The sequence below is a fragment of the Pseudomonas sp. SWI44 genome, from assembly GCF_002947915.1.
Classification (GTDB): Bacteria; Pseudomonadota; Gammaproteobacteria; order Pseudomonadales; family Pseudomonadaceae; genus Aquipseudomonas; species Aquipseudomonas taiwanensis.
The window spans coordinates 4,440,222-4,456,591 of record NZ_CP026674.1; the positions used below are offsets into that span (position 1 = coordinate 4,440,222).

Here is a 16,370-nt window from a genome sequence, read left to right on the forward strand (position 1 = left end):
CAGGCTGGATGGAAATGCCCCAAGCATAGCGGTTCGCCAGGCGTTGCTGAACCGCCGGGCAAGCTTGCCGGTCTACCGTGTTCGTAACGGGACAAGGAATACAGCGATGATGGTCAGAGTGCTGGGTTGCTTACTATTGTCTGCCTGGATAGGCCATGCGGCGCAAGCACGTGATTACGCTTACAGCGACGCCCACCTGCACTACGTCGATTTCTTCCAGGAGACCGAGGGCATGCCTGCATTGATCGAGGCCATGGACAGGGCAGGCATCGAGCACTCGATGATTTCCGGCATTCCGGTGGCCAAGAAGTGGCATGAGGACGAGCCCAAGCGGCCGCGCTACTATGCAGGCGACGATGCTGATGCCTATTGGTACAGCGCCACCGACCTGTATGTGGCGGCAGCTCTCGAAAAGCTGCCTGCCGAGCAGCGACGCAGGTTCCATCCCTTTCTCACTGGCTTCAACCCAGTGGACAAGAATGCCGTCAGCCACATCGAGCGCATGCTTGAGCTGTACCCAGGGCTTTGGCAGGGGATCGGTGAAGTGTTCACCCGTCATGACGACCTGACCGCGCTCACCAGTGGCGATACGCCTCGCGCCAACAACGAGGCCATGACGCGTATCTACCACTTGGCGGCCGAGCGCGACCTGCCGGTGCTGTTGCACTCGAACATCACCTCGAAGCGCGAACGCAACCCGCTGTATCTTGCGGAGATCGAAGAGCCATTGCGCAATCATCCACATACCCGTTTCATTTGGGCCCACGCCGGCACCAGCATGGAAATTCACCGGCATCAGACGCAGATGGACTTCCTGTTGCCGGTGTTGACGCGGCTGCTGGAGGATTACCCGAATTTGTATGTGGATCTTTCCTGGAGTGTGCTTACGCCCTACCTGCTGGATGAGCGAGGCGTGCCGCGCAAGGCGTGGATCGATGTGGTCGTCAAGCATCCACAGCGCTTCATGCTGGGCTCGGATGTGGTGGGCAAATTTGGCGGCCTGGGAGAACAGTTGCACGGTTTCAGGCCATTTCTCGATGCCTTGCCTGAGGAGGTGGCGAACAAGGTAGCGCGGGATAACTTCCTGGCGGTGTTGCCCAGGCGGTAGTGCCTCGGAAGGGTTGGCCTCATCCCGAGTGCGCCCAATCCCACAGGGTTGCACGCCACACATGAAAACGCCCCGAACCAGTCGGGGCGTTTTCAATTACCGCATCAGCGTCTTACTTGCCAGTCCAGCGCTTGAGCACCAGGGTGGCGTTGGTGCCGCCGAAGCCGAAGCTGTTGCTCATGACCGTGTCGATCTTGGCGTTCTCTTCGGTTTTGCGCAGGATCGGCATGTCAGCGACTTCCGGATCCAGCTCGTCGATGTTGGCGGAGCCGGCGATGAAGTTGTTTTCCATCATCAGCAGGCAGTAGATTGCCTCGTGCACGCCAGCGGCGCCCAGCGAGTGGCCCGACAGGCTCTTGGTCGAGCTGATCTTCGGCGCTTTGTCACCGAACACTTCACGCACGCCCTTGATTTCTGCAACGTCACCGACCGGCGTCGAGGTGCCGTGGGTGTTCAGGTAGTCGATCGGGGTGTCGACGGTGGACAGCGCCTGCTGCATGCAGCGGATGGCACCTTCGCCGCTCGGTGCGACCATGTCGTAGCCATCGGACGTGGCACCGTAGCCGACGATTTCGGCGTAGATTTTCGCGCCGCGAGCCAGTGCGTGTTCCAGTTCTTCGACCACGACCATGCCGCCGCCGCCAGCGATGACGAAGCCGTCACGGTCGGCGTCGTAGGCGCGCGAGGCCAGTTCCGGGGTTTCGTTGCGCTTGGTCGACAGGGCGCCCATGGCATCGAACAGGAACGACTGGCTCCAGTGCTCTTCTTCACCGCCACCGGCGAAGACGATGTCTTGCTTGCCCCACTGAATCTGCTCCATGGCGGTGCCGATGCAGTGTGCCGAGGTGGCGCAGGCCGAGGAGATCGAGTAGTTGATACCCTTGATCTTGAACGGAGTGGCCAGGCACGCCGATACGGTGCTGCCCATGGTGCGGGTGACACGGTAAGGGCCGACACGCTTGACGCCTTTCTCGCGCAGGGTGTCCAGCGCTTCCATCTGGTTCAGGGTCGAGGCGCCGCCGGAACCAGCAACCAGGCCGGTACGCGGGTTGGAAATCTGCTCTTCGGTCAGGCCGGAGTCCTTGATCGCGTCCTGCATCGCCAGGTAGGCATAGGCAGCGGCGTGGCCGACGAAGCGGTAGACCTTGCGGTCGATCAGTTCTTCGAGGTTGAGGTCGATGGAACCGGAAACCTGGCTACGCAGCCCCATTTCCTTGTATTCCGGGTTGTAACGAATGCCCGGACGGCTGTTGCGCAGGTTTTCGGTGACAGTAGCTTTGTCATTGCCCAGGCACGAAACGATGCCCAGACCAGTGATAACGACGCGGCGCATGCGAATAACCCTTAGAAATTGTCAGTGGAGGTGAACACGCCGACCCGCAGGCCTTCGGCGGTGTAGATCTCGCGACCGTCGACGCTGACCGAGCCATCGGCGATGGCCATGTTCAGCTTGCCCTTCAGGACGCGCTTGATGTGAATGTTGTAGGTGACTTTCTTGGCTTCGGGCAATACCTGGCCAAAGAACTTCACTTCGCCCGAACCCAGGGCGCGACCACGGCCTGGCAGGCCCTGCCAGCCGAGGAAGAAACCGACCAGCTGCCACATGGCGTCGAGGCCCAGGCAGCCTGGCATTACCGGGTCGCCTTCGAAGTGACAGGCGAAGAACCACAGGTCCGGATTGATATCCAGCTCGGCGACCAATTCACCTTTGCCATACTTGCCGCCTTCTTCGCTGATGTGGGTGATGCGATCGACCATCAGCATGTTCGGCGCGGGCAGTTGCGCATTACCTGGGCCGAACAGCTCACCGCGACTGCAGCGCAGCAGGTCTTCCCGAGTAAAGGCGTGTTGTTTGGTCATGCGAGCTCCTCAATAACCCCCTGCGGCAGGGGATGAATCTTCCCGGCCGGCCCGGAGTGTGTTGAGTCCGGGGCGGCAGCCTACAGGTAGACTATTGCGTTGTGGTGAAAGTCACAGCGCACCTGGCAAAAAGAAGTACAGGTGTGCACTGAAACGGCTATTTTCAGGTCCGACGAAGGTCCTGTCCAGTCCTTAAGACTGCCGCACTTTAGCATTTATCGCCAGTCGCGGCTGTCCGGCCGGGTAACCAACGCTGCAATACCCGTTGCAATTCGGTGCGGCGGAAGGGTTTGCTCAGGTAATCGTTCATGCCGGCGGCCATGCAGCGCTCGCGGTCGCCCTGCAACGCATTGGCCGTCAAGGCGATGATCGGCAGGCTGTCGCGATCGGGCAGTTGGCGGATGCGCCGGGTGGCTTCGTAACCGTCCAGCCGCGGCAGCCGGCAGTCCATCAGTACCGCGGCGAAGCGCTGCTGGCTGACCTGTTCCACGGCCTGGAGGCCATCCAGCGCCACGCTCACCTCCAGCCCAAGGCTGCGCAACATGGCTTCGATGACGCTTTGATTGACCGGATTGTCCTCTACCAGCAGGATTCGCCCGCCCTCGGTACCCAGGCTGCCCTGCGCGACGCTGCCGGGCAGGGCCGGGGGCGCCATGCTGGCCAGGGTCAGGGGAATTTCCAGGGTGAAGGTCGAGCCCAGCCCTTCGCGGCTTTCCCCGCGCAGCTTGCCACCCATGCGTTCGGCCAGGGTGCGGGCGATCGACAGGCCCAGGCCGGTGCCGCCATAGCGCCGGGAAATCGAGCTGTCCGCTTGCTGGAAGGCCACGAACATAGTCTCCAGGCGCTCGCTGTCGATGCCGATGCCAGTATCGCGCACACTGCAGGTCAACCAGATCAGCTGCCGGTCCAGGGGCTGCCAGCGCGCATGCACCTGGACCTGGCCGCGTTCGGTGAACTTCAACGCGTTGCCGATCAAGTTCAGCAGGATCTGGCGGATTCGAGTCGGATCACCGCTGACTTCCAGCTGCTCCATGCCGGCCGGCATCTGCAGTTGCAGGTCGAGTCCACGCTGCTGGGCGCTGTGCTGGAACGACTGCACGCTGTGGGCGATCAATTCGCCGAGGTTGAAGTCGATCTGCTCAAGTTCCAGCGTGGTGCGTTCGATGCGCGAGAAGTCGAGGATATCGTTGATGACCTTGAGCAAGTGGCCCGTGGATTCGCTGGCGACCGCCGCATAGTCGGCCTGCTCAGGCGTCAGCTGGGTGGTTTCGAGCAACTGCAGCATGCCCAGCACACCGTTCATCGGCGTGCGTAACTCATGGCTCATCATCGCCAGGAAGTCGGACTTGGCGCGGTTGGCTTGCTCGGCCTCCTCACGGGCCTGGATCAACTGGGCAATGGCCTGCTTCTGTTCGGCGCTGGCCTGCTCCAGGGCGCTGGCCAGGTTGTTGATATGGCGCGCCAGGTGGCCGAGCTCGCTGTCGTCCACCACCGGTAACGGGGCATTGTACTCGCCCTGCTGGATCGCCTTCACCGCATGGCCCATGTCGCTGATCGGCTTGGCCAGGCTGGTGGCCAGGCGGCGGGCGAGCAGGAAGGTGAACAACAGGGCGAACAAGGCAAGAATGCCAGCCTTGATAACGATTTCCTGCTGGCGTTGGCTGAACGCATCATCGGACATACCGACGATCACCCGTCCCAGGTAATCGTCGCCGATGGCGGGGGTGGGGGCCTTGCCCTGTTGCAGGAAGTCGCTGTCCAGGCGGATCTGCTGCAGCCGTATGGGGGCCTGGAACACTTCCACGCGCTGGGCGCGGTTGCTACTTTCATCGGACTGCTCGACGTACACCAGAATATGGTTGCGGCTGTCCTGCACCTCCAAAAAACGCACGTGTGGAATGCTCAGGGTGGCCCTCATGAGGCCTTCGAGCACCTCATTGTTGCCGGAGATCACCCCGTACTCGGACGCCGGGGCCAGTTGGTTGGCGATCAACTGCCCGGTGTGGTTGAGCTCCTGGCGCAAGTCCTGGATCCGCACGAAGGTGAAGAAACTGATCAGCAGCAGGGTCAGCAGCAGTGCAGGACCCAGGCTGATCATCTGGGTGCGGGTGTGGATATCCCAGCTCAGGCGTTTGCTCATGGGTTGGGTTCTCCTGCGGCCAGGGCCTGGGCAGCGGCCTTCGGATCGATGGGTTCCAGGCCCAGTGCACGGGCGACTTGCTGGTTGCCACTGACGCCGAAACGCGCCGGGTAAAGACTGCGCGGCCAGCGCGAGGGCGGTTGGTCGAGCAACTGGTCGAGAACCGCCAGCCAATCATCCTGGTCGCTGTAGCTGCTGGCCAGGGCGCCAGCGCGCACGAAACTGGCGTTCGGCCCGATCAGCGCCATCTGTCGGCCGTAGCTGCTGAGCAACAGGTTCTTGGCGGTCTTCGAGTTGTACAGGTCGGGGTCGTCCAGGCCCAGCAGCACGTCGCTGTTGAGCAGCAGGTTCTGCAGTGGTCGGCTGTCCCGTTGATCGGGCCAGTCCTGGGCAACGATCTCCAGGCCCAACGGGCGGGCGGCATGGCGCAACTCTTCGAGCAGGAAGTGGCTGTGCTCGCCATACAGCACGCCGATGCGCTGCGCCTGCGGCAGCAGGTAGCGTGCCAGGCGTAGCTGCCGTGCCAGGGGCGGGTCGCTCCACAGCAGGCACAGGTAGGCCGGACGGGATTTGCCCAGGCGCTGCTGCGCCTGCACCCGGCTGATACGCATCGCCAGTGCCGGGGGGCCGGCGGGCTCGGCGAGCCGCCAGTCCAGGGCAGCGCTATCGAGCAGGATCAGGCGCAGGTCGGCATTCAGCTGGCCGGGGCGGGGTAGGGTCGAGGTGGTCTGGAAACGCACCACGTCGTGGCTGCGACGGCTCTCCAGGGCCGCCACGAAGCTGCGAATGCCGGGTTGATCTTCACCACCGACCAACAGGATTTCGCTAGCGGACAGCGATCCCATGGGCCAGAGAAAGATCAGCAGCAGGCGCAGCAGGCGGGCCATCAGAACTCCAGCTCCGCGCTGACGCTCAGGCGGTGACGGCTGTCGTAGCGGTTCTGGATCGTCGTGGTCGGTTCATCGTCCAGGCGCTGCTGCCACAGCGCGGCCAGCTCCAGGTTGCTGCCCTGGATACGCAAGCGCTTGGCCACACGCAGGTCCAGACGCTCGTAGCGGTACTGGTTGAGTGCGTCGTCGCCGTAGTAGAAAAGAGCGCTGGACCAGCCGTCGCCCCAATCGCGCATCCAGCCGGCCGAGCCACTGTTGCGGGCGGTGTTGGCGCTGTCCAACGGGTTGCTGGCCCAGGCGTCGACATAGGCGTAGGTCAGGCGCAGGCGGTCGCGTTGGGTCACGCGCCAGTCGGCTTGCGCCTCGCTGCCACTGAACCGCGCTTTGTTGGCGTTGCTGGCGATGTACTGGTTGTTCCTCAGGGGCTCGCTGATCATTCCGGTGATCTCGTCATAGAACAACTTCACATCCATGCTCAAGTCGATGTCGCTGAAGTAACCGTTGTAGCCCAGTTCCCGCGAGCGCATGCGTTCTTGATCGAGGTTGCCAGGGCCTCGGGTCTTGACGAAATATTCGCCGTTCTGCAGCCCGAAGTCGTTGGGCGTCAGGTTCTTGACCGTATAGCTCCAGTTGACGTTGTTCTCGAACATGTCGGGCGAGCGGACCGCTTCGGAGTACACCGCTCGCAAACCGTGGCGCGGGGTGATCAGGTAGTTCACCGCCATGCGCGGGGTAAGCGAACTGCCCGAAAGACGCGAGTCCTCGAACATCGCACCGCCCTGGATGATCCAGTGTTCGTCCGCACGCCATTCCAGCTGGCCGAATGCGCGCCAGGTCTGGTCGTCGATGCTGCCGTTGAAGTAGGTCTGCGAGTCGGCGCGATCATAGCGGTAGTTCATACCGCTGAGCAGGCGCAGGTTGTCGGTCAGGCTCAGGGTGTCCTGGATCTCCAGGTCGTAGCGGGTTTCGCGGGTACTTTGATCGACATCGCCGCAGACCGTGCTTTTGCCGCCGTTGTTCCATTGTGTCTGGGCCTGGGTCAGCAGGGCGCTGAGCGTCGGGTCCGTGGTTGTCGGCAGGTTTCCGGTCGACAGGTTGCGTGCCACCTTCTCGGCGAAGTCTGGGTTCAGTTGCCACAACTGGGTCAACGCCGGACTGAACGCCATCAGCGCGTCGCACGCCAGCCAGACTTGCTGGCGATCGAAGTGTTGAGCCGACCCTTGGATGTAGAAGCTGTGCTCTGGGCTGATATCGATGTTCCAGCGTACCGAGCCCGCGTAATCCTTGGCGTTGACATCTGCGTCGGTGCCTGCGGCATACTTGCCGAACACCGGTTGGTAGGTGTACGGCCGCTGGTTGCTGCCCTCCTTGGCCGCCAGTTGCCACTCCAGGGTCTGGTCGGGCGCGAGGTTGTGGCTGGCGCTGAGGTTGACGCGGTTCAGGCGGCGGCTGTCGCGGTAGTCGTTGCCGAACTGGTCGCTGTCGAAACCGTCGTCCTGCTGTCCCGACACCGACAGGCGCAGATCACCGCCGTCCCAGCCGAATCCATGACTGGCGTAGTAATCGTTGATGCCATCCTGGCCACGGGTGAGCTTGACCCGTGTGCCATGGCTGTCGGCGGGGTTGCGGGTGAGGATGTTGACCACCGCCATCAAGGCGTTGGCGCCATAGCTGACGGTGTTCGGGCCGCGGAACACCTCGATGCGCTCGATATCCTCCAGGGCCACCGGGATATCGCTCCAGTCCACCGTGGCAAGGCCGGCCCGATACACCGAGCGGCCGTCGATCAGCACTTGCATGCGCCGGGCTTCGTTGACGTTGCTGCCGTGGTAGTTGACGGTTGGCTGGTTGCCGGCGCCGTAGCCGATCATCATGCCTGGCACCAGGCGCAGCAGTTCGGGAATATCACGGGCACCGCTGGCACGGATCAGTTCGCTGTCGAGCACGGTCATGCTGCCCGGCACCGCCGCCGGGGATTGTTTCAGGCGCGTGGCGGTCAGAACCTGCGGCAAGTCAGTGTTGTCGATGAACAGGTCATCGGCCATGACCGGGCCACCGAGCAGGGCGGTCAGCAATAACAGACGCGGGTAAGGGGGCGTGCCTGGGAACACGATACGGCCTTGTATCAAAGATGAAACAGGCATGTTAACTGACCTAGGACCTTTTGCCAGTGGTGGGGCGCGAGTTTGCGAGGTGTGGGGGTGAGGGAAAGGCTTGCCGGTGGTTTTCGGGTGGTGTCGAGATCGTGCGGCGCATCGCGAGCCTTGCTCGCGATGCGCCACGCGATCGCCAACCCAACCCGCCACGCAAGCCATGCACTGGCCCTGTCGCATCCGCACCGTATAATGGTCCGGTCGCCACTCACATTTTGGCATTAACGGATTGAATATGACTGAACAGCAACCTGTTGCAGTTCTGGGAGGCGGAAGCTTTGGCACCGCCGTGGCGAACCTGCTGGCTGAAAACAACGTGCCAGTGCGCCAATGGATGCGCGACCCCGAGCAGGCCGAGGCCATGCGCATCAATCGCGAGAATCCGCGTTACCTCAAAGGTATCCGCCTGCACGACGGTGTCGAGCCGGTCAACGACCTGCTGGCGACGCTGCAGGCTTGCGAGCTGATTTTCGTGGCCCTGCCGTCTAGCGCCCTGCGCAGCGTGCTGGCCCCGCATGCCGAGTTGCTGCGCGGCAAGGGACTGGTGAGCTTGACCAAGGGCATCGAGGCGCAGAGCTTCAAGCTGATGAGCCAGATCCTTGAGGAAATCGCCCCCCAGGCACGTATTGGCGTGCTGTCGGGCCCGAACCTGGCCCGCGAGATCGCCGAACATGCGCTGACCGCCACTGTGGTCGCCAGCGAAGATGAAGACCTGTGCCAACGCGTGCAGGCGGTGTTACACGGGCGCACCTTCCGGGTGTACGCCAGCACCGACCGCTTCGGTGTCGAACTGGGCGGTGCCCTCAAGAACGTCTATGCCATCATGGCTGGCATGGCCGTTGCCCTGGGCATGGGTGAAAACACCAAGAGCATGCTGATTACCCGTGCCCTGGCCGAGATGACTCGTTTCGCCGTCAGCCAAGGCGCCAATCCGATGACCTTCCTGGGGCTGGCCGGTGTCGGCGACCTGATCGTCACCTGCTCTTCACCCAAGAGCCGCAACTATCAGGTGGGTCATGCGCTGGGGCAGGGCCTGAGCCTGGAACAGGCGGTCAACCGCCTGGGCGAAGTGGCCGAGGGGGTCAATACCCTCAAGGTACTGAAGGCCAAGGCCCAGGAAGTGCAGGTGTACATGCCGCTGGTGGCGGGCCTGCACGCGATCCTGTTCGAAGGCCGCACGCTGAACCAGGTCATCGAACACCTGATGCGCGCCGAGCCCAAGACCGACGTCGATTTCATTTCCACAAGCGGTTTCAACTGAGCCTTCGTGGGTTCTGAACAGAGCAAGGAGCAATACATGAACGATACCCCCGAGCGCGCGCAGCGCGAGTCGATCATCCTGCGGGTGCTGTGGATGCTGGTGTTCCTGGTGGTCTGGCAACTGGCCGAGCTGCTGCTGGGTGGCTTGGTGCTGGTGCAGCTCATCTACCGACTGGTGTATGGCGCCCCGAGCGCCAGCCTGATGAACTTCGGCGACAGCCTCAGTCAGTACCTGGCGCAGATCGGTCGTTTCGGCAGTTTCCACAGCGACCAGAAGCCCTGGCCATTCGCCGACTGGCCGGCCCCGCGGGCGCCGGAAGGCGAGGCGCCTCACGCCGTGGCACCGGCAGCGCACCCGGTGCGCGACGAGGAGCCCAAACTGTGAAGCTCTGGGTTCTGCGCCACGGCGAGGCCGAACCGCGGGCCAATACCGACGCCGAGCGGCGCCTGACGCCCCATGGCCGCGAGCAAGTGCTGCACAGCGCGGCGCGCTTGCTGGGCCAGCCACTGCAAGCCATCCTGGCCAGCCCCTATGTGCGCGCCCAGCAGACCGCGGCACTGGTGCATGACACCCTCGGTTTCACCGAGCCGGTGCACACAGTGCCGTGGTTGACCCCCGACAGTGACGTGCAACAGGTCATCGGCGAAATCGAGCGACTGGGCCTTGAGCATGTGCTGCTGGTCAGCCACCAGCCGCTGGTGGGCACATTGGTTGGAAGGCTCGAGCACGGGCATGGCCAGCGACCAGCCCCCATGAGTACCGCCAGCCTTGCAGAGTTGGAAGGGGATTGGCCATTGGCAGGCCTGATGACCGTGCGCGCGATTAATTCACCCGACTGAAACCGGGCAACTGGCATTTTTGTCAGTTGCCGCCTCTGGCAGGGCGTTGCTAGCGTTGCATCGAGGCGGTACAGGCAGGGAAGAATCAGGAGTGCGGGATGGGTGGTCGAAGGTTGGATCTGGTTCGCTGTGCCGATTTGCAGCCAACGTTGGATAAAGTGCAGGCCAGCGGGGCGCTGGATTTTGCCGAGTACAGCCTGCTGCGTGAGGCCGCTGATGCCAAGCTGTATCACCTGATGGGCAGGCTCCAAGGCCGTGGCTGCCCGGACCTCGCCACCCGGATACAAGGAGAGGAAGACCTGCGCAGGCTGCAGGACGCTTGCCAGCGCGTATCCCACCTGGTGCAGACCAGCTGCCTGGCGTTACGCCGGCTACAGCTCGACCACAAGGATCAGCGCCTGGCTCGCGAGGCGCTCGAAAGCCAGCTGGCCTACCTGCAAGCCTGCCTGCGCCGTTCATTGCTCGGTTTCGACCTGTCCTGATTGCCCTGCGCGATGACCTTTCCGGACATTGCCGAGCGCCGCCACGATGCCGACAATGGGCAACCATCCCCGGTTCGGACCTGGCGCCATGTCGCAACGGATCTTCTTCGCCCACGCCAACGGATTTCCCTCGGCCACCTACGGCAAGCTGTTCGCCGCGCTCGCGCCGGACTACCAGGTGACGCACTTGGCCCAACACGCCCACGACCCAAGGTTTCCGGTCGATGACAATTGGCGGAACCTGGTCGATGAACTGTTGCACCATCTGGCTCAGCAGGATCAGCCCGTGTGGGGCGTCGGTCACTCCCTGGGCGGTGTGCTGCACCTGCATGCCGCGCTGCGCCGCCCAGAGTTGTACCGGGGCGTGGTAATGCTTGACTCGCCGGTGTTGACCCGTGCCGACCAGTGGTTGATCCGCACCGCCAAGCGTTTCGGTTTCATCGATCGCATCACGCCTGCAGGCCGCACCTTAGGGCGGCGCGAGGCCTTCGCCGATCGTGACAGCGCGCGGACATATTTCGCCAGCAAGACCTTGTTCCGCAATTTCGACCCCGAGTGCCTCGAGGCGTATCTGGAACATGGTCTGCAAACCGCAGAGGAGGGGCTGCGCTTGCGCTTCGACCCGGCCACCGAGATCAGTATCTATCGCAGCATCCCCCATGCCAGCCCGGCACCTGCCCGGCATTTGCAGGTGCCGTTGGCGATGGTGCGTGGCGACCGTAGCCGGGTGATTCGTCGTCACCACGCGTTTGCCGTGCGTGGCATGCCCACGGGTGAGTACCACAGCGTACCGGGTGGCCATATGTTCCCGCTGGAGCGCCCCACTGATACCGCCAGCCTGATCAAGGGCCTGTTCGATCGCTGGAGCCAGGCATGAGCCTGCCCGTCGAAGAAGTGCGCCTGAGCCTGGGCCATATCGAACTCGCCGCGCACCTGTTCGGGCCAGCGGACGGGTTGCCGGTGATCGCACTGCATGGCTGGCTGGACAACGCCAACAGTTTCGCGCGCCTGGCACCCCGTCTACAGGGCTTGCGTATCGTCGCGCTCGACTTGGCCGGCCATGGCTATTCCGAACACCGCCCGCCAGGGGCCGGCTATGCCCTGGCCGATTACGCCCATGACGTGTTGCGGGTCGCCGAGCAGCTTGGCTGGCAACGATTCGCCCTGCTTGGTCACTCGCTGGGCGCCATCATCTCGGTGCAGTTGGCTGGGGCCTTGCCGGACAGGGTCAGCCACCTGGCGTTGATCGACGGCGTGATCCCGCCTACCGGTGCCGAGCAGGATGCGGCTGAGCGGTTGGGCATGTCGTTGCAGGCGCAGTTGCGCCTGGATGGCAAGCGCAAGTCGGTTTACGCCTCGGTCGAAGACGGCGTGCAGGCTCGCATGAAGGGGATGGTCGCGGTAAGCCACGAAGCTGCGCAGTTGCTGGCCCAGCGCGGACTGATGCCGGTCCCGGGCGGGTTCAGCTGGCGCAGCGACAGCCGACTGACCTTGCCATCGCCGGCGCGCCTGAACCCGGCCCAGGCCATGGCGTACGTGCACCGGGTCGGTTGCCCGGGCTGTCTGGTGGTGGCCGCCGATGGCATGCTGGTGCGCCACACCGAGTTGCTGGAGCAGCTACCCTTTGAGCGAGTGGTGCTGCCAGGTGGGCATCATCTGCACCTGAACGATGAGCAGGGTGCGATCCTTGTCGCAGACTGTTTCAATCGCTTCTTTGGCTTTTCTTGACTTGTACCGGACAAGTGCCGAGGCTTGGCGGGTTGAACAGGGAGACAACCATGCAAATGCCAGACATCCTGGACCTTCGCTCCGCCACCCGCTGCCCCAAGGGTGGCCGATGAGCGCATCCGTTTTCATCCGCGTCACCTTCGTCACCTGCATCGCGCTGGTCAGCGCCGCTTCCTGGGCGGGCAGCCTGCCGGTGCCGCAAGATGGCAAGGTGGTCGACCAACGCCCCGCCGTAGAACAGGAACGCGTCTACCCCCTGGGCCCGCTGCGCAAGATCAGCGGTCGCCTGCGGGTCGATGACAAGGTCGAGAGCCGTGGCCAGGTCAGCTCGGTCACTTACGAACTGCCCGTCGAACGCACCGCTCGTGAGGCGTTCACCAGCGCCCGCGAACAATTGCAGCGTGACGGCGGTTACCCCTTGTTCTGGTGCCAGGGCCGTGACTGCGGCGAAGCCAGTCTGTGGGCCAACGATGTGTTCGGCAATGCCCGGCTCAATGGCGGCGACGAGCAGCAGGCATTCATCCTGTTGCGCCGTTCGGCCGAAGAGGCCGACACCTTGGTGGCGTTGTACAGCGTCACCCGTGGCAACCGCCGCGCGTACTTGCACGTCGAAGAGTTCGTCGCGGGCAGCCCGCTGGGCGAACTGCTACCCACGCCAGCGACTGTGCTGCGCGAAATGCGCGACACCGGAAAGCTGGACTACCCTGACCTGGGCGCACCGCAAGCCACCTGGGTGACCCTGCTCGGACGCAGCCTGAACCTTGACAGCACCCTGCGTGCCAGCCTCAGTGGAGCCGAGGCCGAAGCCTGGCGCCAAGAGCTGATCAAGGCAGGCGTGCGCAGCAGCCGGCTGGAAGTCGGGGACGCCCCTACCGATGGCCTGCACCTTGAACTGATTCGTTGATCGAGCGCCACCATGGCCAACAATGATCGTCTGTTGATCCAGATTCTTCTGCTGGCGCTGTTGGGCGCGGGTCTGTGGGTAATGGCGCCGTTCATTTCGGCACTGCTGTGGGGGGCCATCCTGGCCTTTGCCAGCTGGCCGTTGATGCGCCTGCTGACCCGCGTGCTGGGGGATCGCGAGACCCTCGCGGCAGGTTTGCTGACCGGTGTCTGGATTCTGGTCGTGGCCTTGCCGCTGGTCTGGCTTGGGTTCAACCTGGCGGACCACATTCGCGACGCCACGGCGTTCATTCGCGATGTACAGGTCGATGGTTTACCTGACGCCCCGGACTGGCTGGCCGGTGTCCCGCTGGTCGGCGGGCGCCTGGTCAGCTGGTGGGAGTCGCTGGACCAACAGGGCGCGATGCTGCTGGCCTCGGTCAGACCCCACCTGGGTCAGGTTGGTAACTGGCTACTGGCACGCAGTGCGCAATTGGGCAGTGGTGTGCTCGAACTGACCCTGAGCCTGGTGTTCGTGTTCTTCTTCTACCGCGACGGCCCGCGATTGGCGGCGTTCGTCCTGCGCCTGCTGCAGCGTTTGATGGGCGACCGTGCCGAGTATTACCTGGAACTGGTGGCCGGCACCGTGCAACGTGTGGTCAACGGCGTGATCGGCACCGCCGCGGCCCAAGGCCTGCTGGCATTGATTGGCTTTCTCATCGCCGGTGTGCCGGGCGCCATCATCCTCGGCCTGGTGACCTTCATGCTCAGCCTCATTCCCATGGGGCCGCCGCTGGCTTGGATACCGGCCACCGGTTGGCTGGTATGGAAAGGTGAGTACGGCATGGCCGTGTTCCTGGGTATCTGGGGTACCTTCGTCATCAGTGGCGTTGACAACGTGCTCAAGCCCTACCTGATCAGCCGCGGCGGCAACCTGCCACTGGTGATCGTCCTGCTTGGCGTGTTCGGTGGCCTGATCGCGTTTGGCTTCATCGGCCTGTTCATCGGGCCGACACTGCTGGCGGTGGGCTACAGCCTGTTGCTGGACTGGAGCCGCAACGCAGGGCAGCAGACGCCGCAACGCTGACATCACCCGCGGCCCGGCAACGGGCTGCATCTTTACGCATTCTTTATGCGCTGACCTGTCCCTCGATCTCGCCCCTTTACGTCGCACCCTCGGACAATTTCCCCAAAGCGGCCAACGCCGCATGGATGGGGAGAACCACCGATGAATGTGCTCGAAGGGTTGTCACTGCTGCTGGCAGTGGCGTTGGCGATTTACCTGCTTACGGCGCTGCTGCGCGCCGATCGCAGCTAGGGAGCGGTCATGCACAGTTACGACTACGCGTTGCTGTTGGCCTTCTTTGCCATCGTGCTGCTGCCTGCACCCTGGCTGGGGCGTTTCTACTACAAGGTGATGGAAGGCCAGCGTACCTGGCTCAGCCCAGTACTCGGCCCATTGGAGCAGGGCTGTTACCGGCTGGCGGGCGTGCGCACCGAGCAGGAGCAGAATTGGAAGCAGTACGCCCTGGCTTTGTTGGCCTTCAACCTGGCCGGGTTCGTGCTGCTGTTCTGCGTGCTGTTGCTGCAGGGCTATCTGCCGCTCAATCCGCAGCACTTGCCAGGCCAGGAGTGGTCGCTGGCATTCAACACAGCGGTAAGCTTCGTCACCAACACCAACTGGCAGGCCTACAGCGGCGAAGCCTCGGTCAGCTACCTGAGCCAGATGCTTGGCCTGACCGTGCAGAACTTCGTCAGCGCTGCCACCGGCCTGGCCGTATTGGTTGCACTCTGCCGTGGCATTGCCAGGCGCTCTACGGCAACGCTGGGCAACTTCTGGGTCGACATGACCCGGGGCACCCTCTACGGGCTCTTGCCGTTGTGTCTGGTGCTGGCGCTGCTGCTGGTGTGGCAGGGCGTGCCCCAGACCTTCGCCGATTATGCCCATGCTGTGACCCTGCAAGGCGTTGACCAGGTCATCCCGCTGGGACCGGCTGCCAGCCAGATCGCCATCAAGCAACTGGGTACCAACGGGGGTGGTTTCTTCGGCGTGAACTCGGCGCACCCGTTCGAGAACCCCACGGCCTGGAGCAACCTGTTCGAGGTGGCGTCGATCATTCTGATCCCGGCTGCCCTGGTGTTCACCTTTGGCCACTACGTGAAGGACTTGCGCCAGAGCCGCGCCATCATCGCCTGCATGCTTGCCCTGTTCCTGATCGGTGGCAGTACCGCCTTGTGGGCGGAATACCAACCCAATCCGGCATTGGAAAGCGTTCAGGTACAGTCGAGCGCGCCGATGGAGGGCAAGGAAAGCCGCTTCGGCACCACCGGTTCGGTGCTCTGGAGCGTGACCACCACCGCTGCGTCCAACGGTTCGGTCAACGCCATGCACGACAGCCTCAACCCGCTGACGGGTATGGTGGCCATGGCCAACATGATGGTCGGTGAGGTGATCTTCGGCGGCGTCGGTGCCGGGCTCTACGGCATGTTGCTGTTTGTGCTGATCGCTGTGTTCCTGGCAGGCCTGATGATTGGGCGCACGCCGGAATACTTGGGCAAGAAGCTGCAAGCCCGTGAGGTGCAGTTGTTGGTGGCGACCTTGTTGGTGATGCCGGTGGGCGTGCTGGTGCTCGGCGCCATCGCCGCCAGCCTGCCAGGCCCTGCGGGGGCGGTGAGCAACCCAGGCGCCCATGGCTTCAGCCAGCTGCTGTATGCCTACACCTCCGGCACCGCCAACAACGGCTCGGCCTTCGCCGGTTTCGGTGCCAACACCGTGTTCCACAACCTGATGATCGGCTTGGCCATGCTGATCGGCCGCTTCGGCTACATCCTGCCGGTGCTGGCCCTGGCAGGCAGCTTGGCTGCGAAGAAAACCGCGCCGCAAGGGCTGAACAGCTTCCCGACCCACGGGCCACTGTTCGCCACCTTGCTGGTGGTGACCATCCTGCTGGTGGGCGGCCTGACCTTCCTGCCAACCCTGGCCCTTGGGCCGATCGCCGAACACCTGAGCCTGGGCTTCTGAGGAGC

General features: G+C 63.4%; 16 protein-coding genes. 11 read left to right on the plus strand and 5 right to left on the minus strand.

The genetic code is table 11. From position 1 onward, the window contains the following. Positions 1-106 precede the first annotated feature (106 nt). Positions 107-1,108, plus strand: a complete 1,002-nt coding sequence (locus C4Q26_RS20735) for an amidohydrolase family protein (RefSeq protein WP_027908198.1) — start codon at positions 107-109, stop codon at positions 1,106-1,108. 112 nt (positions 1,109-1,220) lie between these two features. Here the strand turns inward: C4Q26_RS20735 and fabB are convergent, their stop codons facing one another. From fabB to C4Q26_RS20760, 5 genes are all read right to left on the minus strand, one after another. Next, on the minus strand, positions 1,221-2,441 hold the full coding sequence (fabB, locus tag C4Q26_RS20740; protein ID WP_023381340.1) for a beta-ketoacyl-ACP synthase I: 1,221 nt from the start codon (positions 2,439-2,441) through the stop codon (positions 1,221-1,223). Between the two features lie 11 nt (positions 2,442-2,452). Further along, a complete protein-coding gene (gene fabA / locus C4Q26_RS20745; RefSeq protein ID WP_003251509.1) occupies positions 2,453-2,968 on the minus strand; it encodes a 3-hydroxyacyl-[acyl-carrier-protein] dehydratase FabA in 516 nt (171 codons plus the stop codon). Between the two features lie 208 nt (positions 2,969-3,176). Continuing rightward, positions 3,177-5,108: an ATP-binding protein gene (locus tag C4Q26_RS20750; protein ID WP_023381339.1), complete on the minus strand. Its 1,932-nt coding sequence runs from the start codon at positions 5,106-5,108 to the stop codon at positions 3,177-3,179. After that, the gene (locus C4Q26_RS20755; protein ID WP_104883459.1) at positions 5,105-5,995 is read right to left on the minus strand and encodes an ABC transporter substrate-binding protein; all 891 of its coding nucleotides are present in this window, start codon (positions 5,993-5,995) and stop codon (positions 5,105-5,107) included. Before C4Q26_RS20755 ends, C4Q26_RS20750 begins: the two co-directional genes overlap by 4 nt. Then, positions 5,995-8,142, minus strand: a complete 2,148-nt coding sequence (locus C4Q26_RS20760; protein WP_177325249.1) for a TonB-dependent siderophore receptor — start codon at positions 8,140-8,142, stop codon at positions 5,995-5,997. Before C4Q26_RS20760 ends, C4Q26_RS20755 begins: the two co-directional genes overlap by 1 nt. Positions 8,143-8,386: 244 nt before the next feature. Between C4Q26_RS20760 and C4Q26_RS20765 the strand changes: the two genes are divergently transcribed. The 10 genes from C4Q26_RS20765 (at position 8,387) to kdpA (ending at position 16,365) form a co-directional block, all read left to right on the plus strand. Next, positions 8,387-9,412 (plus strand): NAD(P)H-dependent glycerol-3-phosphate dehydrogenase, encoded by a 1,026-nt coding sequence (locus C4Q26_RS20765; protein WP_023381336.1) that lies wholly within the window; start codon positions 8,387-8,389, stop codon positions 9,410-9,412. A 36-nt stretch (positions 9,413-9,448) separates the two neighbouring features. Further along, the gene (locus C4Q26_RS20770) at positions 9,449-9,796 is read left to right on the plus strand and encodes a DUF4389 domain-containing protein (protein WP_023381335.1); all 348 of its coding nucleotides are present in this window, start codon (positions 9,449-9,451) and stop codon (positions 9,794-9,796) included. Next, complete coding sequence (gene sixA, locus C4Q26_RS20775; protein ID WP_023381334.1) at positions 9,793-10,251, plus strand: phosphohistidine phosphatase SixA; 459 nt, start codon at positions 9,793-9,795, stop codon at positions 10,249-10,251. The genes C4Q26_RS20770 and sixA overlap by 4 nt, the downstream gene beginning before the upstream one ends. A 98-nt stretch (positions 10,252-10,349) precedes the next feature. Continuing rightward, positions 10,350-10,733 (plus strand): hypothetical protein, encoded by a 384-nt coding sequence (locus C4Q26_RS20780; RefSeq protein ID WP_023381333.1) that lies wholly within the window; start codon positions 10,350-10,352, stop codon positions 10,731-10,733. Between the two features lie 88 nt (positions 10,734-10,821). Further along, the gene (locus C4Q26_RS20785) at positions 10,822-11,610 is read left to right on the plus strand and encodes an alpha/beta fold hydrolase (RefSeq protein ID WP_023381332.1); all 789 of its coding nucleotides are present in this window, start codon (positions 10,822-10,824) and stop codon (positions 11,608-11,610) included. Then, entirely contained in the window at positions 11,607-12,461 is an 855-nt protein-coding gene (locus tag C4Q26_RS20790) for an alpha/beta hydrolase (protein WP_023381331.1), read from the plus strand. The genes C4Q26_RS20785 and C4Q26_RS20790 overlap by 4 nt, the downstream gene beginning before the upstream one ends. A 109-nt stretch (positions 12,462-12,570) precedes the next feature. Then, positions 12,571-13,365 carry a DUF4892 domain-containing protein gene (locus tag C4Q26_RS20795; RefSeq protein WP_104881462.1) on the plus strand — a complete coding sequence of 265 codons (795 nt, stop codon included), beginning with the start codon at positions 12,571-12,573 and terminating at the stop codon, positions 13,363-13,365. A gap of 12 nt (positions 13,366-13,377) precedes the next feature. Next, on the plus strand, positions 13,378-14,430 hold the full coding sequence (locus C4Q26_RS20800; protein WP_023381329.1) for an AI-2E family transporter: 1,053 nt from the start codon (positions 13,378-13,380) through the stop codon (positions 14,428-14,430). 141 nt (positions 14,431-14,571) lie between these two features. Continuing rightward, a complete protein-coding gene (gene kdpF / locus C4Q26_RS20805) occupies positions 14,572-14,661 on the plus strand; it encodes a K(+)-transporting ATPase subunit F (RefSeq protein WP_041925515.1) in 90 nt (29 codons plus the stop codon). A gap of 9 nt (positions 14,662-14,670) precedes the next feature. Continuing rightward, the gene (gene kdpA, locus C4Q26_RS20810; RefSeq protein ID WP_104881463.1) at positions 14,671-16,365 is read left to right on the plus strand and encodes a potassium-transporting ATPase subunit KdpA; all 1,695 of its coding nucleotides are present in this window, start codon (positions 14,671-14,673) and stop codon (positions 16,363-16,365) included. Positions 16,366-16,370: the final 5 nt, after the last annotated feature.